The sequence below is a fragment of the Mesorhizobium sp. J8 genome (genome assembly GCF_016591715.1).
Classification (GTDB): Bacteria; Pseudomonadota; Alphaproteobacteria; order Rhizobiales; family Rhizobiaceae; genus Mesorhizobium.
In genome coordinates, this window is sequence record NZ_AP024109.1 from 6,293,956 (window position 1) to 6,316,961 (window position 23,006).

At 64.4% G+C, this 23,006-nt stretch carries 25 protein-coding genes; 12 read left to right on the top strand and 13 right to left on the bottom strand.

Annotation, left to right across the window (positions count from 1 at the left end):
• Positions 1 to 23: 23 nt before the first annotated feature.
• The 8 genes from MJ8_RS30105 to MJ8_RS30140 all read right to left on the bottom strand — a co-directional run bounded on the left by MJ8_RS30105 (position 24) and on the right by MJ8_RS30140 (position 6,020).
• Entirely contained in the window at positions 24 to 926 is a 903-nt protein-coding gene (locus tag MJ8_RS30105) for a metallophosphoesterase (protein WP_201412177.1), read from the bottom strand.
• Between the two features lie 132 nt (positions 927 to 1,058).
• Positions 1,059 to 2,096, bottom strand: coding sequence for a Holliday junction branch migration DNA helicase RuvB (ruvB, locus tag MJ8_RS30110; protein WP_201412178.1), 1,038 nt, complete (start codon positions 2,094 to 2,096; stop codon positions 1,059 to 1,061).
• Positions 2,093 to 2,497, bottom strand: coding sequence for a PIN domain-containing protein (locus MJ8_RS30115; protein WP_201412179.1), 405 nt, complete (start codon positions 2,495 to 2,497; stop codon positions 2,093 to 2,095). The genes ruvB and MJ8_RS30115 overlap by 4 nt, the downstream gene beginning before the upstream one ends.
• The gene (locus MJ8_RS30120) at positions 2,494 to 2,778 is read right to left on the bottom strand and encodes an AbrB/MazE/SpoVT family DNA-binding domain-containing protein (RefSeq protein WP_201412180.1); all 285 of its coding nucleotides are present in this window, start codon (positions 2,776 to 2,778) and stop codon (positions 2,494 to 2,496) included. Before MJ8_RS30120 ends, MJ8_RS30115 begins: the two co-directional genes overlap by 4 nt.
• Before the next feature lie 68 nt (positions 2,779 to 2,846).
• Entirely contained in the window at positions 2,847 to 3,467 is a 621-nt protein-coding gene (gene ruvA / locus MJ8_RS30125; RefSeq protein WP_201412181.1) for a Holliday junction branch migration protein RuvA, read from the bottom strand.
• 10 nt (positions 3,468 to 3,477) lie between these two features.
• Positions 3,478 to 3,987 carry a crossover junction endodeoxyribonuclease RuvC gene (ruvC, locus tag MJ8_RS30130; RefSeq protein ID WP_201412182.1) on the bottom strand — a complete coding sequence of 170 codons (510 nt, stop codon included), beginning with the start codon at positions 3,985 to 3,987 and terminating at the stop codon, positions 3,478 to 3,480.
• A gap of 133 nt (positions 3,988 to 4,120) precedes the next feature.
• A complete protein-coding gene (locus MJ8_RS30135) occupies positions 4,121 to 5,185 on the bottom strand; it encodes a glycosyltransferase family 2 protein (RefSeq protein ID WP_201412183.1) in 1,065 nt (354 codons plus the stop codon).
• A 304-nt stretch (positions 5,186 to 5,489) separates the two neighbouring features.
• Entirely contained in the window at positions 5,490 to 6,020 is a 531-nt protein-coding gene (locus MJ8_RS30140; RefSeq protein ID WP_041004685.1) for a DUF1465 family protein, read from the bottom strand.
• Between the two features lie 556 nt (positions 6,021 to 6,576).
• Between MJ8_RS30140 and MJ8_RS30145 the strand changes: the two genes are divergently transcribed.
• Positions 6,577 to 7,128: a DUF2269 family protein gene (locus MJ8_RS30145; protein WP_201412184.1), complete on the top strand. Its 552-nt coding sequence runs from the start codon at positions 6,577 to 6,579 to the stop codon at positions 7,126 to 7,128.
• Between the two features lie 144 nt (positions 7,129 to 7,272).
• Here the strand turns inward: MJ8_RS30145 and MJ8_RS30150 are convergent, their stop codons facing one another.
• From MJ8_RS30150 to MJ8_RS30160, 3 genes are all read right to left on the bottom strand, one after another.
• Positions 7,273 to 8,043: a sulfite exporter TauE/SafE family protein gene (locus MJ8_RS30150; RefSeq protein ID WP_201415623.1), complete on the bottom strand. Its 771-nt coding sequence runs from the start codon at positions 8,041 to 8,043 to the stop codon at positions 7,273 to 7,275.
• Positions 8,044 to 8,166: 123 nt separating this feature from the next.
• Entirely contained in the window at positions 8,167 to 8,856 is a 690-nt protein-coding gene (locus tag MJ8_RS32690) for a GFA family protein (RefSeq protein WP_318528197.1), read from the bottom strand.
• Positions 8,738 to 9,481: a class I SAM-dependent methyltransferase gene (locus tag MJ8_RS30160; protein ID WP_201412185.1), complete on the bottom strand. Its 744-nt coding sequence runs from the start codon at positions 9,479 to 9,481 to the stop codon at positions 8,738 to 8,740. Before MJ8_RS30160 ends, MJ8_RS32690 begins: the two co-directional genes overlap by 119 nt.
• Positions 9,482 to 9,693: 212 nt before the next feature.
• Between MJ8_RS30160 and MJ8_RS30165 the strand changes: the two genes are divergently transcribed.
• On the top strand, positions 9,694 to 10,341 hold the full coding sequence (locus tag MJ8_RS30165) for a thiamine phosphate synthase (RefSeq protein WP_201412186.1): 648 nt from the start codon (positions 9,694 to 9,696) through the stop codon (positions 10,339 to 10,341).
• A gap of 1 nt (position 10,342) precedes the next feature.
• Positions 10,343 to 11,497: a tetratricopeptide repeat protein gene (locus MJ8_RS30170; protein ID WP_225248073.1), complete on the top strand. Its 1,155-nt coding sequence runs from the start codon at positions 10,343 to 10,345 to the stop codon at positions 11,495 to 11,497.
• A 9-nt stretch (positions 11,498 to 11,506) separates the two neighbouring features.
• Here the strand turns inward: MJ8_RS30170 and MJ8_RS30175 are convergent, their stop codons facing one another.
• Positions 11,507 to 12,523: a zinc-dependent alcohol dehydrogenase family protein gene (locus tag MJ8_RS30175; protein ID WP_201412187.1), complete on the bottom strand. Its 1,017-nt coding sequence runs from the start codon at positions 12,521 to 12,523 to the stop codon at positions 11,507 to 11,509.
• 102 nt (positions 12,524 to 12,625) lie between these two features.
• Between MJ8_RS30175 and MJ8_RS30180 the strand changes: the two genes are divergently transcribed.
• The 7 genes from MJ8_RS30180 (at position 12,626) to MJ8_RS30210 (ending at position 18,737) form a co-directional block, all read left to right on the top strand.
• The gene (locus MJ8_RS30180) at positions 12,626 to 13,483 is read left to right on the top strand and encodes a LysR family transcriptional regulator (protein WP_201412188.1); all 858 of its coding nucleotides are present in this window, start codon (positions 12,626 to 12,628) and stop codon (positions 13,481 to 13,483) included.
• 115 nt (positions 13,484 to 13,598) lie between these two features.
• Positions 13,599 to 14,165 (top strand): elongation factor P, encoded by a 567-nt coding sequence (efp, locus tag MJ8_RS30185; RefSeq protein WP_126080741.1) that lies wholly within the window; start codon positions 13,599 to 13,601, stop codon positions 14,163 to 14,165.
• A gap of 127 nt (positions 14,166 to 14,292) precedes the next feature.
• The gene (locus tag MJ8_RS30190; RefSeq protein ID WP_201412189.1) at positions 14,293 to 15,093 is read left to right on the top strand and encodes an inositol monophosphatase family protein; all 801 of its coding nucleotides are present in this window, start codon (positions 14,293 to 14,295) and stop codon (positions 15,091 to 15,093) included.
• A 113-nt stretch (positions 15,094 to 15,206) separates the two neighbouring features.
• Positions 15,207 to 15,899: a PAQR family membrane homeostasis protein TrhA gene (trhA, locus tag MJ8_RS30195; RefSeq protein WP_201412190.1), complete on the top strand. Its 693-nt coding sequence runs from the start codon at positions 15,207 to 15,209 to the stop codon at positions 15,897 to 15,899.
• Positions 15,900 to 16,010: 111 nt separating this feature from the next.
• Positions 16,011 to 17,030, top strand: a complete 1,020-nt coding sequence (locus MJ8_RS30200) for a MotA/TolQ/ExbB proton channel family protein (protein ID WP_201412191.1) — start codon at positions 16,011 to 16,013, stop codon at positions 17,028 to 17,030.
• 1 nt (position 17,031) lies between these two features.
• A complete protein-coding gene (locus MJ8_RS30205; RefSeq protein ID WP_140752668.1) occupies positions 17,032 to 18,060 on the top strand; it encodes a peptidoglycan -binding protein in 1,029 nt (342 codons plus the stop codon).
• Positions 18,061 to 18,311: 251 nt separating this feature from the next.
• Positions 18,312 to 18,737 (top strand): hypothetical protein, encoded by a 426-nt coding sequence (locus MJ8_RS30210; protein WP_201412192.1) that lies wholly within the window; start codon positions 18,312 to 18,314, stop codon positions 18,735 to 18,737.
• Between the two features lie 82 nt (positions 18,738 to 18,819).
• On the opposite strand, the gene MJ8_RS30215 is transcribed toward MJ8_RS30210, so the two are convergent.
• A complete protein-coding gene (locus MJ8_RS30215) occupies positions 18,820 to 19,173 on the bottom strand; it encodes a DUF1304 domain-containing protein (RefSeq protein ID WP_201412193.1) in 354 nt (117 codons plus the stop codon).
• Between the two features lie 144 nt (positions 19,174 to 19,317).
• Here MJ8_RS30215 and MJ8_RS30220 point away from each other — a divergent pair, with 144 nt between their 5' ends.
• Together MJ8_RS30220 and MJ8_RS30225 are read left to right on the top strand one after the other, a co-directional pair.
• A complete protein-coding gene (locus MJ8_RS30220) occupies positions 19,318 to 20,802 on the top strand; it encodes a carboxypeptidase M32 (RefSeq protein ID WP_201412194.1) in 1,485 nt (494 codons plus the stop codon).
• Positions 20,803 to 20,911: 109 nt separating this feature from the next.
• Entirely contained in the window at positions 20,912 to 23,005 is a 2,094-nt protein-coding gene (locus MJ8_RS30225) for a DUF3857 domain-containing protein (protein WP_201412195.1), read from the top strand.
• Position 23,006 lies beyond the last annotated feature (1 nt).

Sequence of the window (23,006 nt, forward strand, 5' to 3'; positions counted from 1 at the left end):
GCAGCGAGGCGTGTCGACACATCTCAACCGAGGTCGATCTGGAGGATCTCGGGCCGCACACCAAGACGCACCGGCAGGATGCTGAAACCGAGCCCGCCGGAAACGATCAGGTTACGGTCGTCCTCCACGACATGGCCGTAGGCGAACCGGTTGCCGTAATCCGAAGGCACCACCGGCGAATAGCCGAACAGCCGCACCTGTCCGCCATGCGTGTGCCCGGACAAGGTGAGCGATACTCGCTCCGGCACCTTCATGAAAATGTCGGGCTCGTGCGCAAGCAGGATGATCGGGTCGCTCCCCTGGATCTTGGCCAGGGTGCCGGGGAGATCGTCGAAGCCCTGGAAGCTGTCGCGCCCCTTGGCCTTGTTCGGCAACAGCGCGAGCTGGTCGGCAAGCCCGGCGATCCAGAAACCATGCCCGTCCTTTTCCAGCCGGACCACGTCGTTTTCCATCACTGGAATACCAACATGCTCGAGCGCCTTGCGCGACTGGGTCGGCCCCGCTTCCGAGCGCTGCGCAAAGAAATCGGTCCACCAGTCGTGATTGCCAAGGATGGACAGCACGCCAAGCGGCGCCTTCAGCCCGGACAAAGCCTCGGCCCATTCCGCCACGCGCACGTGACCCGTAACCAGCTTTGTTCCAGCGGTATAGTCGCCGAGCAGCACGATCAGATCCGGCTGCAGCGCATTGGCCTGTTCGGCAAGCGCTGCGATCCGTTCCGGCGTCATCCATGGCCGGCAGGCATGAATGTCGGCAAGCGCCACGACACGCAGCTTGAGCCCGGCCGGCCAATGCGGCGGCGTCAGCGTGTAGCGCTTCACATGCGTCAGCAGCATCGGCTCGATGCCTACCGCATAGGCGCCGAGCGACACCATCGCGAAGGCCGAGCCGCCGACAAGGCGCAGGAAAGCGCGTCTGGTGATCATGGATCAGCCCAAGCCTTGGAATTCTATCAGGTAACTGCCTTAAAGGCATCAATTGCGCCCTGAGCTAGGCGAAGGCGCGCAGATTCTGCGCAGATCGGCCCGTTGCGCGGCCGAACGGCGAACAAATCCGCGTTACTCTTCCTGGAACAGGCTGATCTGCTGCTGGGCGATGTCCTTCGGCGGATCGAGCCCGAGATGGCGCCAGGCATTGGCGGTCAGCACGCGGCCGCGCGGCGTGCGCTGGATGAAGCCCTGCTGGATGAGATAGGGCTCGATGATGTCCTCGATCGCGTCGCGCGGTTCGGAGAGCCCGGCCGCGATCGTCTCGATGCCGACCGGCCCGCCGCCGAAATTGCGCGCGATCATCGACAAATAGCGGCGGTCGAGCGCGTCGAGGCCGAGCGCGTCGACCTCTAGCCTGGTCAGCGCCTCGTCGGCGACCTTCCTGTCGACATGCGCGGCGCCGGCGACGCTGGCGAAATCGCGCACGCGGCGCAACAGCCGGCCGGCGATGCGCGGCGTGCCGCGCGCGCGGCGCGCGATCTCCACCGCGCCGTCATCGCCGAGCGGCATCGAGAGAATCCGTGCGCCGCGCCGCACGATCTGCTCCAGCTCCTCGACCGTGTAGAAATTGAGCCGCACCGGGATGCCGAAGCGGTCGCGCAGCGGATTGGTCAGGAGCCCGAGCCTCGTCGTCGCTGCGACCAGCGTGAAACGGGCAAGGTCGATCTTGACCGAACGCGCCGCCGGGCCTTCGCCGATGATGAGGTCGAGCTGGAAATCCTCCATCGCCGGATAGAGGATTTCCTCGACCGCCGGATTGAGGCGATGGATCTCGTCGATGAAGAGGACGTCGCGTTCCTCGAGATTGGTGAGCAGCGCCGCCAGATCGCCGGCCTTGGCGATGACCGGGCCGGAGGTGGAGCGGAAATTGACGCCGAGCTCGCGCGCCATGATCTGCGCCAGCGTCGTCTTGCCGAGCCCGGGCGGGCCGACGAACAGCACATGGTCGAGCGCCTCGCCGCGGCTCCTGGCGGCATCGACGAAGACCTTGAGATTGGCGCGCACCGCCGCCTGGCCGACGAACTCGTCGAGCGACTGTGGCCGCAGCGTCTGGTCGGCATCCTCGCCGCGCTTGTCGGGGGCAATGAGGCGGGGCGAAAGGCTCATGCCAGCAGTTCCATCCCAAGAATTGACTTGGCGGCACGCTGATCGAACGTAACCGTATGCGAGCAACCTAAATTTCGATTGTGCTCCGCGATCAGCGCATCGGCAAAGTCCACCTGCGGTGAACTCGATCGTTCGAGCGCAACCACGATGGCATCGAAATCCTCGAAAGCTAACGTTTTGACCTTCAACAGCCGCTGAATTGCAGCCTGCACTTGCTCCTTGGGCATCCTGTAGCGCGAGAGCAAAGACCAACTGAACTCGACCAGGACGATCAAACTCACAAAGCCGAGTTTTTCTTCGTTAAGACCCTGGCCGAACGCCAGCGCTCTTGCCCGTTGCTCCGGATCATCGTTCAGCACCATTCGAAGCAAAACATTGGTATCGATGCCAACGGATGTCACGCGCCGCCCTCTTGCCCGCCCTTGGGCTTGTCTCCGACTACATGTCGGCCGACGGCATCCCGCACCGCGGCGTCGATCTCTTCCAGCGAGGCTGGGCCACCAGGCGGATCGCCCAGAAATCCAGCAAGGTCGGCAAAATCGAGATTACGCGGTGTCCCGACCAGATAGCCATCCACGACCGTCCAGGCGATCATGTCGCCGGCCTTAAGCGACAATGCGTCCCGCACGTCTTTTGGAATTGTAAGCTGGCCCTTCGATGTGAGGCTGGCAAGCGCGCCCATCTACTTACTTTCTGAGAAATTTCCTACTGTCTATACGATAGTCGGAATTTGCTTTTTCAGCAACCATCTCACCGCGCCAGTTCCTTCAGGCCGAAGCGGATCAGCTTGGACGCATCCGCGCCCTCGCCGGCCGACTTCAACGCCGCCGCAACCGCGTTCGCGGCGATGTCGCGCGAATAGCCGAGATTGACCAGTGCCGAGACCGCATCCGTGATCGGCGCTGCCGCCACCCCTTCGCCGAGCTCCTGCTTGAGGCCGATCGTGCCGGTGGCCGCGCCCGCATAGGCAGGCGCCTTGCTGCGCAATTCGGTTACTATGCGCTCGGCCACTTTCTTGCCGACGCCGGGCGCGCGGGAAACCATGGCGATGTCGCGCAGCGCGATCGCGTTGGCGAGGTCGGCCGGCGCCAGCGTCGACAGCACCGCCAACGCCACCTTGGCGCCGACGCCCTGCACATTGTTCATCAGCAGACGGAACCACTCGCGTTCCAGTCCGGTCTGGAAGCCATAGAGCCGGATCATGTCCTCGCGCACATAGGTCTCGATGAACAGCACCACCGCCTCCCCCGGCGAGGGCAGCGCGGCAAGCGTGCGCGCCGAGCAATGGGCGACATAGCCGACGCCGTGCACGTCGATGACGCAGCTGTCCTCGTCGATCTCCTCCAGCGTGCCCTTCAGCTTGCCGATCATGTTTTTCCCCTCACCCCGCCACCGCCATGCGATAGGCGACGCTCGGGCGGTGATGCGCATGGCAGATGGCGATGGCAAGGGCGTCGGCGGCGTCGTCGGTGTCTAAGATCGCCTTCGGCATCAGCACCTTCACCATCATGTGGATCTGCTTCTTCTCGCCATGGCCGACGCCGATCACGGCCTTCTTGACGGCATTGGGGGCATATTCGGCGACCACCAGTCCGGCGCGCGCCGGCACCAGCATGGCGATGCCGCGCGCCTGGCCGAGCTTCAGCGTCGCGGTCGCATCCTTGTTGACGAAAGTCTGCTCGACCGCCGCTTCATGCGGCATGGTTTGGTGCAGCACCTCGGCCAAGCCGTCATGCAGTTGGCAGAGCCTTGTCGCCAACGGTGCCTTCTCGTCGGACCGCACCGTGCCGGACGCAACGAAGCGTAGCGAATTGCCCGCGCTGTCGACAATACCCCAGCCGGTGCGCCTCAGGCCCGGATCGATGCCGATGATGCGAATCGCTTCCCCCATGCGCCAAGTTTAACCTCGGCGGCAAGCGATGCCAGCGAAATGTGAACAAACCGGAAACGGTCGCGATCTCGAGAACGCACCCGAAAATCCGATCGAGCCAGCGACTCGCGGGCTGGCTGTACAATCCCCGGGTCTAGTTCGTCACGCGACGGAGGGTTTTCGACAGCCGCGTGAGAAATGCCGGCCTCGACGATGCGACCAGCTTCCACGCCAGGACCGCGTTGCCCATGCGCCGCGGCAGGATTCCGATGCTGAGGAACCAGGCCGCCAGCGCGGCCCGCCGCCGCCAGGACGCGTTCATTTCCAGGCTGGCGGCGGCGCCTGCTCTTGCCAATGCCAGCCGGGAGTCGGTTTCAACCGGATGCTGAGGCTCGTCGACGCAGAGCGAGGCCAGCCGCTCTTCCAGGTGAACCGGATCGTGAAGGCCGGCATCCGGCGGCACGGTCAAACCTATCTCGGCCGCCCGGTCGGATAAGGCTTCGAGGCGCCGGAAGTCATGCTCCACGCGCCAGCGCGCCCGCTCGGCAAGCTTTTCGGCAAAGACCGAATGGTTAGAGCCATGGATGCGGTAGGCGCCGAGGCAGGTGTCGATGGATTTCACCTCTCCGTGCAACGGCGCGAGTGTCGCGAGATAGCCATCGGCGCCCTGCCGGAAATCGCTTTCAGGCATGGGCATTATCGGTTCCAACGCCTCGCGGTCGAACGCCAGCCCGCTTGTCACCGTCGTCCGGTAGCGCCCCTTGCGCAACAATTCCGGGATGACGTCGCCTGAATCGAACGGCTGTTCCGGTGGCGGAAAGACGTCCTTGATGTTTTGGTTTTCATCGACGAGATGCAGCCGGAATTGCGCCTGCGCGACATCCGCGTCCCATTCGTCCAGGACCTCGGAGACGGCGTTCGGATAGAGGTAATCGTCGGCGTCGAGGAAAAGAACGATCTCCCCGGTGCTTGCCTCGAACCCGGTGTTGAATGCCGCGCCATGCCCGCCATTCCTGCGCCTGAGGCACGGACGGATTTTGTCGCCGTAGGACTCGATGACGGCCACCGACGCATCCGTCGATGCGTCGTCGACGACCACGACCTCGACATTTCGGTGGTCCTGCTCCAACGCGCTGTCGATGGCGCGTCCCAGGTACTGTTCGTAATTATAGTTGGGAATGATGATCGATACCGGAATATGGTCCAATGGCGAATGCACGGGATCAAGCCTCGCAATCTGCTTTGGTCACGGTGACGGTGATTTCTTGCAGAACCGGCTCGGGCCGACCCGGCTGCGGCGAACGGCCCCAACTAGGGTCCCGTCGCTTCAAGGCAAGGGTGATATTCCCCGCGAAGACCGGCTTGGCGTTCAAATACGATGACGGTTGCCGCAATATCGAAGAGCGCTCGGGCTCGCGGACGTTCAACCTGCGGCCAAAACGGCTCGCCAATCGCGGTCCGATCAAGGAAATGCCGGTGCCGTTCCCGCGCGCCGCCATCGCGGCGTTGTTGCAAACGCGGCGTCAGCCGCGCGCGAACGCCGTGTTCAAAAGGCTGATCTGGTCGGAAACCGGGTTGGCCCGCCGGCTGGGGGCATGCGTGTCGCTGACGACGCCGCCATAGATTTCCTCGTCCATGCGCCGCACGAGCGACTGCAGGCGCAGTGAGCGCGTCACCAGGTCCAGAAAATCCTTGGGCAGCTCGTTCCAGCCAAGCGCCTCGTCATGCGCGGACGCGGTGTCGAGGCGCACCTTGGATTTCTCCGAAGCCACCTGGTCGCGCGTCATCTCGCCGGAATTCGCCGCCCGCTGCAAGAGCAGCCAGGAGGCGACCTGCATGAGCCGCGTGGTCAGCCGCATCGATTCGGCCGCATAGAGGGTCGCCGCCGTGCGCGACAATTTCTTGGCTTCGAGCCTGCCCTTGCCATCGAGATATTCGGCAGCCTGCTCGACCAGCCCCATGCCTTCCTGGTAGAGCGGCTTGAAGGATTGGGAGAAAACCCGGCGCTCCGCCAATTTGATGGTTTTCGCGCTGCCTTTCGAAGGCTCGTTCATCGATACGCCCCTGCACTGCCGCCAGCCGATTCGGCAATCCTTGCCGACACGGCCGCACCCTTAAATGACTGAGGCTTGAAAATGCGCTTCGACGCCCATGAAGGCAAGCGCATGTTTAACAAACGGTTAACGCCGGCCGCGTTCCAGCCATCCGCCGGCGCATGGCCGCCGGCCGCGTGCGGACAAAAAAAGAGCCGCGGATAAGGCGGCTCTCAGGAGTTTAACAGGGAGGCGTCAAACAAAGTGGCTCCAACCACTCGGTAAGAATCCAGCAAAACTGGATGTGCATAGTAAACGCCCGTAAAGCTTAATGAACCCTTAACGCGGCGGCGATTTTTTAAGCGAACGCGCTTTCCTGTGCCGGAACAGGACAACGGCTTCTCTGGCCGGGATCGTCTGAAAAACGGATTTTCGAGCGCCGGCCTTGGCGGCCGTAACATGTTGGCTGCTGCCGCGGCATCGTTCCGAAACACGCGACGCGCAAAAGCCCGCTCCTCCGAGGCGGCGCGCAGATCCGCGCCCGCTCGAAATCATACGGGATATCCGGGAGCAAACCATGGATTGGTATTCGATCGTCAAATTCCTTCACGTCGTTTCGGCTGTTTTGTGGGTCGGCGGCGGCTTCGTGCTGTTCCTGCTCGGCGTGCTGGCCGAGCGTGCCGGCAACATCGAGGACAAGCTGCAGGCGATGCGCGCCAGCGGACAGCTCGGCGGCAAGTTCTTCGCGCCGATGTCGATGCTGACGCTGGTCTTCGGCCTCATCATGTGCGGCTTCTGGGTCGGCTTCGCCGAGCTCTGGATCGTCATCGGCCTCGTCGGCTATGCCACGACCTTCTCGATCGGTATGCTGATCTTCAAGCCGACCGGCGAACGCATGGGCGCCATGGTCGCCGAGCAGGGCGTCACGCCCGCCGTCCTTGCCATCGGCCAGCGTATGATGAGCTGGGCGCGTCTCGACTACGCGGTGATGCTGGTGATCATCGCCGACATGGTGCTGAAGCCCACTGTGCACGACATCGGCATCCTGGCCGGCATGGCGATGGTGGTTGCGCTGGGCGCCGCGCTCGCCTTCGGCGGCAGCCGGCAGATGGTGCCCAGCGCCGCCTGAGCAATTCCAGGAAGAGTGTGGGCGGTTTTCCGCCCGGAATTGCGTAAAAACAAATGGACAGGACGCTCGCCGTTTCCGTGAGACGGCGAAACTCCCTGAACGTCGCGATTGTTCGAAGCGAAGCGTCCGATGGCCGCTTCGCTTCTACATCAGGCCGGCAATGCCGTCCCACAGCAGCTTGACGGCAACCACCGCGACGGTGGCGTAGGTGAACGGATAGAAGATTTCCGGCCGCATGCGGCGCACCAGCCAGGCGCCGGCGATCGTTGACAGCGGCGCCAGCGGCATCAGGGCGGCGGAGGCGATCAGGTTGGTGGCGTCGAACTGGCCGAGCGCGAAATAAGGAACGAGCTTCAGCGCATTGGTGGCGGCAAAGAAGATCGCCGCGGTGCCCGACAGCACCTTCGGGTCGAGCCGGATCGGCAGCGCATAGACCTGGAAGGGCGGACCGCCGACATGGGCGACGAAGCTGGTGAAGCCGGCGACCGTGCCCCAGAAGGCGGCGGCGACGCGGTTCGGCTCCGCTGCATGATCGGCGCCATGGCGAAGCTGCAGGTAGACCCAACGCAGCACGAACACCAGCGCGACGGCGCCGACGATCAGCCGCACCATCTCCTCGGTGACCAAAGCCGCGGTCAGCCAGCCGAGCCCGATACCGATGACGGCGCCCGGCATCATGTCGACCAGCATCTTGCGGTCGTAGACGCCCCACCAGGTCCACACCGAGACGATGTCCATCAGGCACAGGATCGGCAGCAGGATGGCGGCTGCTTGCACCGGAGGAATGGTCAGCGCCATCAGCGGCACGCCGACGAAACCGACCGCGCCGCCGAAGCCGCCTTTCGACAAGCCGACAAGGATCACCGCCGGAATGGCGGCGGCATAGAACCATGGATCGCTGAGCAGGCCTGACATCGGCAAGGGAAGGTTGGAGAAGGCGGGGAACCCAGCCATAGCGCAGAACAGCGCCTCCGGGATAGTCATTAATGCCGGCATCCGGTATGCCGGCCTGGCCGTTCCGTGAAACGGTGAAACGTTCTAGCCCTTCGTGTAGTCAGGCCCGAAACGTGTCGGCAGGCCGTCGGCGAGTTCCAGCCAAGGGAGCTTCTCCTCGAAAGCGACATGCAGCGTAGGCGCGAATTTTTCCGGCTCCGCCATCGCCGCGGCAAAGAAATGCATGACGCCGGACATGTTCTTTGAGCGGAACGAAAGCGGCGAACCGCAGCAATCGCAAAATGTTCTCTCTACGCCGGGAGAAGAGTTGAACACCTTCGGCGGTTTTCCCAGCCATCGCCATTGGCCGTCCAGGACGCCAATGTAGGTGGTCATCGGCGCGGAACATTGCCGCCGACAGCTTTCACAATGACAGACCACGCAGGCCTGCGCCGGGCCATCGACTTCAAAAGCGATAGCGCCGCATAAGCAACGACCACGCATGCGAAACCTCCTCGAGGCGGCAAGGACGGCCCAGACTAGTGCCGGCGCGCGCGGGAGTCGCCAAGAAATGCGCCGAACCGGAACCTGATCCCGACATTCGATGCTGGCGCCCGTTCGACACCGGCGCTCGTTCGACACCGGCGCTTGTGAGCGCGTGCGCGAGACGTTGACCTCAAGTTGGGTTCGTCGGCCGTCGCGCCTGGACCAGCAGGAACATCGGCCGCTCGAGCTCTTCGGCCAGTTCCGGCCGGGCGGCGATCTGCTCGTCCGTCGGACGGAATTCCTCGACATGCCCGATGCTGAAGCCGGCCTTGATCAGCAAATTGAGCGTGGTGCCGATGGTGCGGTGATGCTTGACCACGCCCTTGGTGAACCAGTCGGTGGTGCGCGGTCCCTCGACCAGGTACCGGTCGACCGGCCATGTCTTCCGGCCCGCGGCGTCGATCGACCAGCCCGGGCTGGTCGGCGCCATATAGATCGGATGTTCGGTCGAGAAGACGAACGCTCCGCCGGGAACCAGGGCCTGGTGGACGGTCGCGAACAGGCGCGCGGCATCGCCGACATAGTGCAAGGCAAGCGAGCTGTAGGCGAGGTTGAAACGCGCGTTCGGCAGGCTGAGTTCGTCGAGGTCGGCGCGCCGATAGGTTATGGCATCGTCGGAGCCGGCGGCGCGTGCCCGCGCCAGCATCTTCTCCGACAGGTCGAGGCCGAGCACATCCCTGGCGCCATGCGCGCGCGCCCAGCGGCAGAACCAGCCGAAGCCGCAGCCGAGATCGACGATGCTCGAGCCTTCGACGTCGGGCAGCATGGCGCGCAGCGCCGGCCATTCGGGGGCGCCGTCCAGGCCCTCGACCGAGCGGCTGAGACGGCTATAGCCTTCGAAGAATTCCGGACGGTCGTAGATGTTTTGCGCCATATGCCTGTTCCTGCTTTTCCGGCCTATTTAGCGGACGTCTTCTCGGTTCCCAACGCCCTACCGCCGAACCCGAATCGGTGATGCAAGCTGCGATGCTGGTTAAGCATTTTGGCCTTGTCCCGCGCGGGCCGACTGTTCAAGCCGCGCCCTTTGCTCTATGCCGCAATGCAACCATGTTCGCCCGGCATAGGCGAAACCGGGATCGAAGGCCAATGAACGATTTAAACCCGCCCAATCGCTGCCGCATCGTGCTGATCGCGCCGCCGCTCGTGCCGGCGGAGCAGATCTGCGCGGCCTTCGAGGGCGGCGACATCGCCTCGCTGATCCTGCCCGACAACGGCATGGACGACGCGTCCTTCCAAGGCTTCGCCGAGAGGATCGTGCCGGTCGCTCAAGCCGCCGGCATCGCCGTGATCATCGCCGGCGACAGCCGCATCGCCGGGCGCGTCCAGGCCGACGGCATCCATGTCGAAGCCAAACCCAAGGAGCTCGCCGAGACGATCGAGCGCCTTGCCGGCAAGATGATGGTCGGCGCCGGCGGCGCCAAGACCCGCGACGAGGCGCTGGAGCTCGGCGAGGAGCGGCCCGACTACATGTTCTTCGGCCGCTTCGGCTATGACAACAAGCCGGAGCCGCACCATCGCAACCTCGCCCTCGGCGAATGGTGGGCGGAGATGATCTCGATCCCCTGCATCGTCATGGGCGGCTCCGAGCTTGCATCCGTCGAGACGGTGGCCGCGACCGGCGCCGAGTTCGTGGCGCTGTCCAGCGCCGTCTTTGCCGACGGCCGCGACCCGCGCGCCGCGATCGCCGCCGCCAATGCGCTGCTCGATGAAACCGCGCCGCGCTTCGAGGACTGACATGCGCCTGTGTGGCCCCTGCCTGGTGGTCCTGGCCGGCTTGTTCGCGCAGACCGCGACGGCGGCCGAAACCGTCCCGCTGCCGCAGCCGCGTCCGGAGACGAGCGCGCCGGACAAAAGCGCACCCGACGCCGCCAAGCCGGATGCAGGCGCGGGCACGCCGGATACCGGCAAACCGGAAACGGCCACGCCGGACGCCGGCGCGCCGGATCCGAGCAGGTTCGGCGGCAGTCCACATATCGACAAGCCGATCCAGAACACCTTGCCGCAGCCGGCCACCATGACGCCGCCATCGGCCGATACCATCAATCCCGACCGCTTCGGCGCCAAGCAGCCGGACGCCGCCTACGGCGCCTTCCAGCGCGGCCTTTACAAGACCGCCTACAACCTCGCCATGGAGCGCGCCAAGAACGGCGATCCGGCGGCCGAGACGCTGGTCGCCGAAATCCTGTCGCGCGGATTGGGTGTGCCGCTCAATCCGGCCGAGGCCGCGAAATGGTATGCGCTGGCGGCCGAACAGGGCGTGCCGGAAGCACAGTTCCAATATGCGCTAATGCTATTGGACGGCCGGTATGTGAAGAAGGACGAAAAGGGCGCCTTCGCGCTGATGCAGGCCTCGGCCGAGGCCGGCAACCGGCTTGCGCAGTTCAACTTCGCCCAGTTGCTCGTCCAGCAGGATCCCGGCGATGCCGGCCTTGCGAAGGCCGCCGTCTACTATGAGCGCGCGGCCGCCACCGGCCTCGCCGATGCGCAATATGCGATGGCGCAGCTCTATGCCAACGGCGCCGGCGGCAAGCCGCATGACGACGCCCAGGCGCGCATGCTGCTGGCGCAGGCAGCGCGACAGAACTACGACACAGCGCAGATCGACCTCGCCACCTGGATGATCGAGGGACGCGGCGGCGGGCGCGACCTGAAATCGGGCTTTGCCTGGATGAAGCGGGCTGCGCAAGGCGGCAATGTCGCGGCCCAGAACCGCCTCGCCAAGCTCTATATGGGCGGCATCGGCACCGACCCGGACCTGATCCTCGCGGGCGCCTGGTACATCGTCGCCCGCCGCGCCGGGCTGATCGACCCGCGGATGGACGATTTCCTGCAAGGCCTCGACGATGATCAGACCAAGCAGGCGCTGCAGAAGGCAAATCGCCTGCCATAGCCCTCCTCCTCACCGCATGTGATCGAGCACGACCTTGCCGAAGGGCGAGCCATGCTCGAGGTAGCGAAGCGCCGATACGGCCTCGTGCCAGGCAAACACCTTGTCGATCACCGGACGCAGGCCGTTGACGGCAATCGCCCGGTTCATTGCCTCGAAGGACTGGCGCGACCCGACCGGAATGCCGCGCGCCGTGACCTGGCGCCGGAAGATGTCGAGCGGATTGACCAATCCGTCGCTGCCGCCGAGATAGCCGATGACGTTGATCTGTGCGCCGCGCGCCGCCGCCTTGAGCGACTGCGCAAAGCTTTGCGGCCCGCCGACTTCAACGATGTGGTCGGCGCCGCGTCCGTCCGTCAACGCCAGCACGGCCTCCGCCCAGTCCGGATTGTCGCGGTAGTTCACGCCCTCATGCGCGCCGAGCTCCTTTGCCCGGTCAAGCTTTTCATCGCTGCTCGACGTGACGATCACGCGCGCTCCGGCGGTCCTTGCGAACTGCAGCGCAAACAGCGACACCCCGCCGGTGCCGAGCGTGAGAACTGTTTCCCCTGGCATCAACTTGCCTTCGGTGAACAACGCGTGCCAGGCAGTCACGCCCGCGCAGGCCAGCGTTGCCGCCTCCAGGTCGCTGAGATGGGCTGGCGCTAGCACCGCCGCCTGCTCGTCAAGCAGCGCATACTCGCTGAGCATGCCGTCGGTCGGGCCGCCGCGCTGATAGGACGCCTCGGCCATGACGAAGCCGCCGGCCACCCAGCGTTGCCAGAACGTGCCGCAGACACGGTCGCCGGCCTTGAACCGGCTGACCTCCGCGCCGACAGCCACGACTTCGCCGACGCCGTCGGAAAGCGGCACGAGGGGCAGGGCGAATTTCGTGTGATAGCTGCCGCGGGCGATTTCGACATCGCGGTAATTGAGCGCGCTTGCCTTCACCTTGATGAGGATTTGCTGCCGGCCCGGCACCGGCGTCGGCCGGTCCACCATCCTCAGGCTTTCAATGCCGCCGGGAGCTTGCAATTCGATCGTGCGCATCTGGTTTTCCTTCGACTGACCGTGTCGGAGGCAAAATCGCTTGCGCCGGACCAGATTTCAAATTCATAATAATCAGCATGTTTATGCCTTAGACACATTATCATGCTTGAGGAACTGCGCACCCTTGTCCTCTTCGCCGAGGAGGGCTCGATCCAGAAAGTCGCGCGGCGTCTGCCGCTGACGCAGCCTGCCGTAACCAGGCAGGTTCAGCGGCTGGAGGATATGCTCGGCACGACGCTGCTCGACCGGCGGCAAAAGCCGCCGCGGTTGACGGCGGCGGGGTTGGAGGTTCTGGCGCGCGCCAGGGACATTCTCGCCTCAGTCGAGGCTCTGAAGTCTTATGCGGCTGAAGCCGAACCGCGAGGCGTACTACGCCTTGGCCTGGCGCATGGGTTGACCGACTCCGGCGTGGCCAACGCCATTGCCGGCGCCGCGGCGGCATTCTCTAAAGTCTCGCTGCGTTTGCGAACCGCCTGGAGCTCGGAACTCGTCGATCAGTTCGACAATGGTCAACTCGACATGGCGATCGTTCTGAGGCCTTTCGAGGAGCCAGGCACGCTCGGCATCGAGCGCCTCTGCATCGTCGCGCGGGCCGGCGGCATGGAGCATCATCTCGGAGCCGAGGCGCCGATGCCCTGGGTGCTAAGCCCCGAACCTTGCGACGCGCGCCAAAGACTGTTGTCCGCGATGGGCGACCAGCGGCACCGGCTTGTCGTGGCCGCGGAAATTCAGGACCCTGCAATGCAGATGGAATGGGTTCGTCGCGGACATGGCCTCGGCCTGATGCCCTCGCGGCTGGCTGCGCGGGGGATTCCCGATGGCCTCGCGCTTGTCGACGCGGGCGATCTCGACCTTTCCATGCGGGTCGTGGCGCTCCGATCCCCGCATCTCAACGCCCTGGCGAAGGTGGCGGAGGCCATCGCTCGGGCCGTCGGCAAGGCGATCACGGTCGATATCTGACGCCGGCGCGCCGACGCAGCCATCCCTCCCTCCCTTGCCACTATGCGCGATTTGTGGTCTTGGAAGCGCCAAAGCGCGGCGGGCGCGTGAAAAATCTCATTCGGATCAGTTTATCATGGCCAAGATCAGTGGCAGCGAAATCCGTCCCGGCTATGTCATCGAGCACGATGGCGGCCTGTGGGTGGCGGTCAAGACCAACACCGTCAAGCCCGGCAAGGGCGGTGCCTACAACCAGGTCGAGCTGAAGAACCTGATCAACGGCACAAAGCTCAACGAGCGTTTCCGCTCAGCCGAGACCGTCGAGCAGATAAGGCTCGATCTCAAGGACTTCTCGTTCCTCTACGAGCAGGGCGACGCGCTGGTCTTCATGGACACCGAAAGCTACGAGCAGCTCGAACTGGCAAAGGACTTCGTCGGCGAGCGCGCCGCCTTCCTGCAGGACGGAATGATGGTAACGGTGCAACTCTACGAGGAGCGGCCGATCGGCATCTCCCTGCCCGACCAGGTGACGCTGACCGTGACCGAGGCAGACCCGGTGGTGCGGGGCCAGACGGCCGCTTCCTCCTATAAGCCGGCGGTGCTGGAAAACGGCATCCGCGTGCTGGTGCCACCCTTCATCTCGGCCGGCGAGCGCATCATCGTCGACACCAACGAAATCACCTACATGCGCCGCGCGGACTAAAGCACGATCCGAACCGAAGGTCAGCGCAGCAAAGTTGCAGATTTTTCGGACAAGATCATGCTTCAAAACAAATTCTGGAACGAGATAGGGTAATCTCGTTCCAGGCGGCCGAAAGCAGGAAGAAAAAATGGCGCGTTCAGCTCTCCTCAACGTCATGGTCCAGGCTGCGATGAAGGCCGGCCGTTCGCTGTCGCGCGACTTCGGCGAGGTGCAGAACCTGCAGGTCTCGATGAAGGGACCGGGCGACTATGTCAGCCAGGCCGACCGCAAGGCCGAAGAGATCGTCTTCGCCGAGCTGTCGAAGGCGCGGCCGGGCTACGCCTTCCTGATGGAGGAGCGCGGCTCCGTCGAGGGCGAGGACGCCCAGCACCGCTGGATCGTCGATCCGCTCGACGGCACCACCAACTTCCTGCACGGCATCCCGCTCTTCTCGGTGTCGATCGCGCTCGAGCGCCAGGGCCAGATCGTCGCCGGCGTCGTCTACAATCCGGCGATGGACGAGCTCTACACGGCCGAGCGCGGCGGCGGCGCGTTCATGAACGACCGCCGGCTGCGCGTTGCCGGGCGCTCCAAGCTGATCGACAGCGTTATCGGCTGCGGCGTGCCGCATCTCGGCCGCGGCCAGCACGGCAATTTCCTGATCGAGCTGCGCAACGTCATGGCCGAAGTCTCCGGCGTTCGCCGCCTGGGCTCCGCCGCGCTCGACCTCGCCTATGTCGCGGCCGGACGCATGGACGGTTTCTGGGAAACCGGCCTGTCGTCCTGGGACATCGCCGCCGGCATCCTTCTGGTACGCGAGGCCGGCGGCTACGTCTCCGACATGGATGGCGGACAGGGCATGCTGGACAGCGGCGAGGTCGTCGCCGGCAACGAGCTCATCCAGCGCGCGCTGCTGAAAACCGTGAAGAAGCCGCTGGCTCCCCGCTGATCAATTAGGCCCGGTTGCGCGTCGAAAGGACGCGCGGCTCTGGTCGCAAAACCGCAACCGAAGCTTGAAATAATGGCCCGCGAACGCCCAGATTAGGCGTTGCAGGATCATTCATGAACGACGCCCGGCCGGATACACCGCTTGACATTCCCTTTGTGGGGCGCTGGCACTATTCGCGCGCCGAAATGATCGCCGATGGCATCGTCCATGCGGTGGGCATCGTGCTGGCGATCGCCGCCGGCTCGGCGTTCCTGGCCTTGGCCGCCTTCCACGCCGGCCCCGGCGAATATGTCGCCGCGGTGTTCTATGTGGTGTCGCTGCTCACTGTGCTCTCGGTGTCGCTGGCCTATAATCTATGGCCGGTCTCGTGGCCGGCGAAGTGGATCCTGCGCCGCTTCGACCATGCCGCGATCTATCTGCTGATCGCCGCCACCTACACGCCCTTCCTCGCCCAGCTCGACAACTCGCCGCTGGCGCTGCCCATGATCGTCGTCGTGTGGGGTGCGGCCGTTGCCGGCATCGCCATCAAGATGTTCCTGCCCGGCCGCTACGACCGGCTGGCCATCGTCTTCTATCTCGCCATCGGCTGGAGCGGCGTCGTGCTCGCCGGACCGCTGGTCCGCACGCTGCCGACGGCCTCGGTGGCGCTGCTCGTCGCCGGCGGCATGGTCTATTCCCTGGGCGTCATCTTCTTCGCCTGGAAGGGCCTGCGCTTCCACAATGCCGTCTGGCACGGCTTCGTCGTCACCGGCGCCGGCCTGCATCTGGCCGCCATGGTCGACTGCCTGGTCGTCAACCGGTTCTAGGCCTGTGGCGCGGGCCAATCGGCCATATTGCCAAGCGCCATTCAATTTGGTCACAATTCCGTTTAGAGTCGCGGCAATTCTGCGGCGGGTGGCATCGGAAACGGGGCACGGATGGCTTTTCTCAGATCCTTCGGCAGGCGATCGGACGTCCTGGTCTATGATCCGCACAAGCTGTCCAGCCCGCAGGTCTTCCTGCTCACCATGGTGATCTTCCTGATCATCGTCGCTTTCATCGCCGCCATCCTCACCCGCCAGATCTCGACCGCCTTCTCCAGCAATCCGGGCCTCAACGGATTGATAGTCGGCGTGCTGGCGGTGGGCATCCTGCTTGCCTTCATCCAGGTCGGGCGGCTGTTCCGCGAGGTGCGCTGGGTCAACTCCTTCCGCGCCGGCTCCGAAACCACCGAGCCGGTGCTTCTGGCGCCGATGAAGGCGATGATCGGCCGCTCGTCGACGATCGCATTTTCGACCTCGTCGATGCGCACGATGCTCGATTCCATCGCCACCCGCCTCGACGAGAGCCGCGACACCTCGCGCTATCTGGTCGGCCTGCTCGTGTTCCTCGGCCTGCTCGGCACCTTCTGGGGTCTGCTCAACACCATCGCCTCGATTCGCGAGACGATCGAGGCGCTGGACCCGGGCACCGGCGACGCGGCGGCTGTGCTCGACGCGCTGAAGCAGGGCCTGTCGGCCCCGCTCGCCGGTATGGGCACCGCGTTTTCGTCCTCGCTGTTCGGCCTCTCCGGCTCGCTCGTGCTCGGCTTCCTCGACCTGCAGGCCGGCCGTGCCCAGACGCGTTTTTACACTGAGCTCGAGAACTGGCTGTCCTCGGTCACCGACCTCTCGTCCGACATCGTCGTTTCCGACTCGGCCAAGACCGAGTCCTCCGAGGACATCAGGCTCCTGTCGGAGCGACTGCGCAGCCTGCAGGAGAATGGCGGCGCGTCCAATCCGCGTGTCGCCACCGCCATGGCCAATCTTGCCGACGGCATCTCGGGGCTGGTCAAGAACATGCGCTCGGAGCAGCAGATCATGCGCGACTGGGTCGAAGCCCAGTCCGACGAGCAGAAAGCCATGCGCAACACGCTGGAAAAGATCGCCGACGCGCTGAAGAAGCAAGGGGTCCACTGACGTGGCACTGGCAAGACGGCGCGCCGACCGCCGCATCGACTACTGGCCGGGTTTCGTCGACGCACTGTCGACGCTGTTGCTCGCGATCATGTTCCTGCTCACCGTCTTCGTGCTGGCGCAATTCCTGCTCAGCCGCGAGATCTCCGGCAAGGACGCGGTGCTGAACCGCCTCAACTCGCAGATCAACGAGCTGACCCAGCTGCTCGCGCTGGAACGCACGAACAGCCAGGACAAGGAGGATTCGCTCGCCAACCTGCAGGCGTCACTGTCGGCGGCGCAAGCCGAGAAGAGCCGCCTCGAACAACTGCTGGCGCAAGGCGCCGGCGCCGGCGACGCGGCCAACAAGCGGGCGGACCAGCTTTCCGGCGAGCTCAGCAACCAGCGCCAGATCAGCCAGCAGGCGCTGAGCCAGGTCGAGATCCTCAACCAGCAGATCGCGGCGCTGCGCAAGCAGATCGCGGCGCTCGAGGACGCGCTCAACGTCTCCGAGCAGCGTGACCAGGAATCCAACACCAAGATCGCCGATCTCGGCCGCCGCCTGAATGTCGCGCTGGCGCAGCGCGTCCAGGAGCTCAACCGCTACCGTTCCGACTTCTTCGGCCGGCTGCGCGAGATCCTCGCCGACCGCGAGAACATCCGCATCGTCGGCGATCGTTTCGTCTTCCAGTCGGAGGTGCTGTTCCCGACCGGCTCCGACGTGATCAACGACGCCGGCAAGGTCGAGATGAAGAAGCTCGCCGACGCCATCATCGAATTGCAGAAGGAAATCCCGCCGGAGATCAGCTGGGTGCTGCGCGTCGACGGCCACACCGACAACAAGCCGCTGTCCGGCACCGGCCGCTATCGCGACAACTGGGAACTGTCGACCGCGCGCGCCACCTCGGTGGTGAAATTCCTGATCGAGAACGGTGTGCCGGCCAACCGGCTGGTGGCTGCCGGCTTCGGCGAGTTCCAGCCGCTCGATCCGGCCGACACCGACGAGGCGCGCAGCAAGAACCGCCGCATTGAGCTGAAGCTCACCGAACGGTGATTCATTATCACATGAAGTCACGGGAAGTTGTTCGCCGGCTGAATACTTAGCGCGACAAGTCCAACCGGCAAGGCTTGAAAACATTATCTTTTTTTAATTACACATCGCGAAATCACACTCCTAATTTGCCGCGCAGGGCCGGGGACCGCCGGCGATGCCTCCCATCGCGACGCGACGGAACCGGACGGCCCGGAAAGGTCGGAAGGCAATGCGGCAGGGCCGCCACCTTCCCTATAGAAGGATGCGCTGCCATGCGCGCTTCAACATCCCTCAAGACTGCAACCCTGGCTGCCGCGCTGATCGCGGCCCCGCTCGCCGGCGCCTATGCGGCCGGGCACCACAAGGGGCTTCTCGACGCGACCCCTCCAGCCGAGTTCATCGGCCCGCGCGTGACCGGCCTGATCGATCAGGTCCAGGGCGTGGATCAGGGCATCACCGACGCCCGGCAGGCCAACAACATTTCGGCTTCCGAGGCGCAGCAACTGCACATGCGCGCCGCGCGCATCAGCCAGGCCGCGGAGCATGTCGCGGCGTCGGATCACGGCAGGATCCCGTCCCCGCAATACCACGAGCTGCTGCGCCGCCTCGACAATGTCGACCAGAGGCTGATGAACGATACCGGCAGCGGCTTCATGGTGGGCGACGGCTCAGACGGCGGCAATTACCCGAACGGCTGACATTTCCGGAGGAAATGGAAGGGACCACCTGGCGCCCGCGGGACCTGGCCCCGGGGGCGTCCTTTTTCGATTGCTGTTCCGATTACAGGCCGAGCCAAAGCGCGACGATGGCGAGCACCGCCGGCACCGTCTGGATGAAGAGGATCTTGCGGCCGACGGTCGCCGCGCCGTGGAGGCCGGCTATCGCGACGCAGAGCAGGAAGAACATCTTGATCTGAAATCCGGCTGCGCCGAGGTAGAGACCCCAGATCAGGCCCGCGGCGAGAAAGCCGTTATAGAGGCCCTGATTGGCGGCGAGCACCTTCGAGGCGCTGGCGAATTCCGGCGTCAGCCCGAACGCCTTGTGGCCGCGCGGCGTGTCCCACAACACCATCTCCAGATAGACGATATAGCAATGGACCAGCGCCACCAGCCCGACCAGGATATTGCCGACCATCGTCCCCTCCAGTTTGTTCCCGGCATTGATCACGCAGTCACCTTGCAAGGCAAGACCGCTGGTTCCATTCCGGCCGATAAGGGTTGCCAAGGCCGGCGCCTTGGTATCTTTTCGCGCCAGCCAAATTGAAGCCCGGAATCCATCATGTCCTTCCAGAAACTCGACGAACTCGGCCACAAGCTCGAAGCGCTGGAACATGCTTTGGCTATCCTCGGCGCCGACGAGGCGACGCATATGGCGGTCGGCGGCGGCGAGAAGCGCGCCGAGGCGATGTCCTCGCTTGCCGGCATGCTGCACGCCCAAGCGACCGCACCGGAGATCGGGGACTGGATCGCCGCCGCCGAAGCCGAGCCACTGAGCGAAGAGCAGCAGGCGGCGGTCAGGGAACTGCGCCGCCAATACACCAATCTCACCTGCCTGCCTGTCGAGTTCGTCGAGCGCCAGACGGTGGCGCGCATGCGCTCCGAGCAGCTCTGGCGGAGCTTGCGCGCCACGAACGACTGGGCTGGCTTCCTGCCCGCGCTGGAAGGCGTCGTGGCCCTGGTGCGGGAGGAAGCCGCCATGCGTGCCGACGTGCTCGGCCTGGCGCCCTATGATGCGCTGATGGAGCAGTATGATCCCGGCAACCGTGCGGCCGACATCACGCCGGTCTTCGCCGAGCTGAAAGTCTTCCTCAAGGATTTCCTGCCGCGGGCGCTGGCCGCGCAGGAGGCGCGGCTGGCAAAACACCCGTTGAAGCCGCTTTCGGGCAGCTATCCCGTCGACCGCCAGCGCGAGCTCGGACTTGCCATGATGGCGGCCGTCGGCTTCGACCTCACCCATGGCTCGCTCTCGGTATCGCACCATCCTTTCTGCGGCGGCGTGCCCACCGACGTGCGCATCACCACCCGCTACAAGACCTCCGACTTCCTGTCGGCGCTTATGGGCGTGCTGCACGAGACCGGCCACGCGCTCTACGAGCAGAACCTGCCGAAGGCCTGGTCGCATTGGCCGCTCGGCAAGGCGCGCGGCATGGCCGTGCATGAGAGCCAGAGCCTGTTCGTCGAAAAGCAGATCGGCCGCAATCCGGCCTTCTGGCGCTGGGCGCTGCCGGTGGTCGAAAAGCATCTCGGCGAAACCTGGTCGATCGACGAGATCCTGCCGCATGTCCATCACGTCGAGCGCGGCCTGATCCGCGTCGACGCAGACGAGGTCACCTATCCGCTGCATGTCATCCTGCGCTACGAGCTCGAGCAGGAGCTCGTCGCCGGCCGGTTGGAAGTCGCCGATCTGCCCGAGGCGTGGGACGCCAAGATGCGCGATTATCTTGGCCTCTCGACCATCGACAACCCGGCCGACGGACCGATGCAGGACGTGCACTGGCCGGGCGCCGCTTTCGGCTATTTCCCCTCCTACACGCTGGGCGCCATCATGGCGGCGCAGCAATGGGCGGCACTGACCAGGGAGCATCCGTCGGCGGACGCGGATCTCGCCAAGGGCGATTTCAGCGCCGTCAACGAGTGGCGTCGCGACAGGATCTGGTCGCAGGGCTCGCGCTGGTCGACGCCGGACCTGCTCGAGCGCGCCACTGGTGAGAAGCTCAACGCCGTTTACTTCACGGAGCACCTGCGCAGGCGTTACGGCAACTGACGCATCCGTCGATGTCTGTTGAGCCACAGCGCAAAACATGCGCGGCCGGGCTTTACTTTGGCGGGAAAGACTCTGACAAAGAGTCTGGTTGCGTCAACGGGCTTGGATTGTGGGTAACAGTCTTCGCGGGGTCAGGTCTTTCCGCTGCCTCCTGCTCTTTTTAGTCTCGCTGGCAGGTCTGATCTCGCCTGCAGGCGCCGACGAGATCGTCCGCAAGGGGCCGGAAGCGGACTGGATCAAGGCCGTCGTTATCCCGGCTGCCGATCCGGCGCGCGCCGACCGCATCAAAAACGGCATTTCATGGCTGCTGGCGGATGAGCAGATTATCCATCGCGAGCATGGCTACGACGACTATTGGCGCTCCGTCTACAAAATAGTCGACCGTCCCGGCCTGGAACGGGGCGCCAGCATCGACCTGCAATTCGATCCCTCACGCCACAGGGTCACGCTCAATCATCTCATCATCATCCGCGACGGCCAGGTACTGGACCGGCTAGCCGATGTCAGGTTCGACATTTTCCGCCAGGAGAAGGACGCCGAAAAAGGCATCTATGATGGCTGGCTGACCGCTCACGTCAACATCGACGATGTGCGCGTCGGCGACATCGTCGACTATGGCCAGACCTATGAGAATACACCGCTCGTCGGCAAGGATCTGTTCTTCGACAGTTTCGCGACCGAATGGGACGAGCCGGTCGGGTTGATCCGCACCAGCATCACCTGGCCGGCCGCGCAGCCGCTGGCGATCAAGCCGCGCGGAACCGATATCAAGCCCGTCGTCTCCACGTCGGGCTCGGACACGGTCTATCTCTGGGAGATCGCGGATCCGAAACCCGTCAAGGTCGAGGACAATCTGCCGGCGGAATTTCCGGCGTGGGGATCGATCGACATCTCCTCGATCGCGAGCTGGCAGGGCGTGGTGGACGCCATCCAGCCTTATTACAAGCCGGCGACCACCTTCCCCGCTGCCTTCGCCGCGAAGTTGGACGAGATCGCGGCCAAGCACCCGCAACCCGAGGATCGCATGATCCAGGCGATGCGTCTCGTCCAGGATGAGATCCGCTATGTCAGCCTGTCGATGGGCTCAGGCTCATACATTCCGCGCGACCCGGCGACGGTCATCCAGAGCGGCTTCGGCGATTGCAAGGACAAGGCCCTGCTCTTGGCTTCGGCGCTGCGGCGGCTGGGCGTCCCGGCGCAGGTGGCGTTGGCCGACCTCGACAAGGGCCGCGCGCTGGACCAGCATCTGCCGGCAATCCGCGCCTTCGACCACGCCATCGTCAAGGCAACGATCGGCGCCAAGACATACTGGCTCGATGCCACCAACTACCTGCAGGGCGGCGATGCCAGCAACTTCTGGCAGCCGGATTACGGCTTTGCCTTGCCGCTGTTCGGCAACGGTCAACTGGAGAAGATGCCCGGTCAGCAGCTGACCGGCCCGTCCATCAAGGTCGCCGAGGACTTTTCATTTCCCGACAAGCATGATGGCCACCTGACGCTGGCGGTGCTTTCGACCTATTCGGGCGCCGACGCGGATGAGATGCGCAGCAGCTTGGCCAGCCGATCGCTGAGCGACCTATCGGACTCCTACCTGAAATATTACAGCAAGCGTTATCCCGGCATTGAGAGCGCGGCCAAGCTGGAGGTTTTCGACAATCGCGACGGCAACATCATCAATGTGCGGGAGAGCTACCAGCTACCGGCGCAGGCGTTGGCCACCAACGATCTGGCCAAGAATTTTCCGCTCAAGGCGGCCGATCTCGGCACCGATCTGCCGACGCCGACCATGGTGGACCGCGTCGGGCCGGTCGCGCTGGGCACGCCGATCTATCGCAGCCACGCCATAACGGTCAGCAATCTGAAGGCAAGGTTTTCCGGCGAGGACATGAAAAATGTCGTGACGCCCTATCTCTCGCTGAGATCGTCATGGAGCAACACACCGACCACATTCGAGGTGAAGTGGGACTTCCGGACGCTGGCGAGTGAGGTTCCGGCTAAGGCGATCGGCGACTATCTGAAATCGGTCAAGGATGTCGGCGACAACATCGACTGGTCTTTCAACTTCGCCTATCAGGATGCGCCGGACGATCCCGCGCCCGTCGCCGAGCCCGATAAAGCAGTACGATTGACTACCATATTGCTGGTGCTCTCGTTCTTTGTCGGCGGGCCATTACTGATGGCCTACCGGCGCAGCAAATCTTAAA

Bases quoted from the DNA above. Each gene is read 5' to 3' on its own strand.
- MJ8_RS30140 (WP_041004685.1), bottom strand. From the start codon at position 6,020: ATGAACGAGCCTTCGAAAGGCAGCGCGAAAACCATCAAATTGGCGGAG.
- MJ8_RS30210 (WP_201412192.1), top strand. From the start codon at position 18,312: ATGCGCGCTTCAACATCCCTCAAGACTGCAACCCTGGCTGCCGCGCTG.
- MJ8_RS30120 (WP_201412180.1), bottom strand. From the start codon at position 2,778: ATGGGCGCGCTTGCCAGCCTCACATCGAAGGGCCAGCTTACAATTCCA.
- MJ8_RS30105 (WP_201412177.1), bottom strand. From the start codon at position 926: ATGATCACCAGACGCGCTTTCCTGCGCCTTGTCGGCGGCTCGGCCTTC.
- MJ8_RS30165 (WP_201412186.1), top strand. From the start codon at position 9,694: ATGAACGATTTAAACCCGCCCAATCGCTGCCGCATCGTGCTGATCGCG.
- MJ8_RS30150 (WP_201415623.1), bottom strand. From the start codon at position 8,043: ATGTCAGGCCTGCTCAGCGATCCATGGTTCTATGCCGCCGCCATTCCG.
- ruvB (WP_201412178.1), bottom strand. From the start codon at position 2,096: ATGAGCCTTTCGCCCCGCCTCATTGCCCCCGACAAGCGCGGCGAGGAT.
- MJ8_RS30220 (WP_201412194.1), top strand. From the start codon at position 19,318: ATGTCCTTCCAGAAACTCGACGAACTCGGCCACAAGCTCGAAGCGCTG.
- MJ8_RS30175 (WP_201412187.1), bottom strand. From the start codon at position 12,523: ATGCGCACGATCGAATTGCAAGCTCCCGGCGGCATTGAAAGCCTGAGG.
- MJ8_RS30200 (WP_201412191.1), top strand. From the start codon at position 16,011: ATGGCTTTTCTCAGATCCTTCGGCAGGCGATCGGACGTCCTGGTCTAT.
- MJ8_RS30180 (WP_201412188.1), top strand. From the start codon at position 12,626: ATGCTTGAGGAACTGCGCACCCTTGTCCTCTTCGCCGAGGAGGGCTCG.
- MJ8_RS30215 (WP_201412193.1), bottom strand. From the start codon at position 19,173: ATGGTCGGCAATATCCTGGTCGGGCTGGTGGCGCTGGTCCATTGCTAT.
- ruvA (WP_201412181.1), bottom strand. From the start codon at position 3,467: ATGATCGGCAAGCTGAAGGGCACGCTGGAGGAGATCGACGAGGACAGC.
- MJ8_RS32690 (WP_318528197.1), bottom strand. From the start codon at position 8,856: ATGTCGAGGAATTCCGTCCGACGGACGAGCAGATCGCCGCCCGGCCGG.
- efp (WP_126080741.1), top strand. From the start codon at position 13,599: ATGGCCAAGATCAGTGGCAGCGAAATCCGTCCCGGCTATGTCATCGAG.
- trhA (WP_201412190.1), top strand. From the start codon at position 15,207: ATGAACGACGCCCGGCCGGATACACCGCTTGACATTCCCTTTGTGGGG.
- MJ8_RS30145 (WP_201412184.1), top strand. From the start codon at position 6,577: ATGGATTGGTATTCGATCGTCAAATTCCTTCACGTCGTTTCGGCTGTT.
- ruvC (WP_201412182.1), bottom strand. From the start codon at position 3,987: ATGGGGGAAGCGATTCGCATCATCGGCATCGATCCGGGCCTGAGGCGC.
- MJ8_RS30190 (WP_201412189.1), top strand. From the start codon at position 14,293: ATGGCGCGTTCAGCTCTCCTCAACGTCATGGTCCAGGCTGCGATGAAG.
- MJ8_RS30170 (WP_225248073.1), top strand. From the start codon at position 10,343: ATGCGCCTGTGTGGCCCCTGCCTGGTGGTCCTGGCCGGCTTGTTCGCG.
- MJ8_RS30160 (WP_201412185.1), bottom strand. From the start codon at position 9,481: ATGGCGCAAAACATCTACGACCGTCCGGAATTCTTCGAAGGCTATAGC.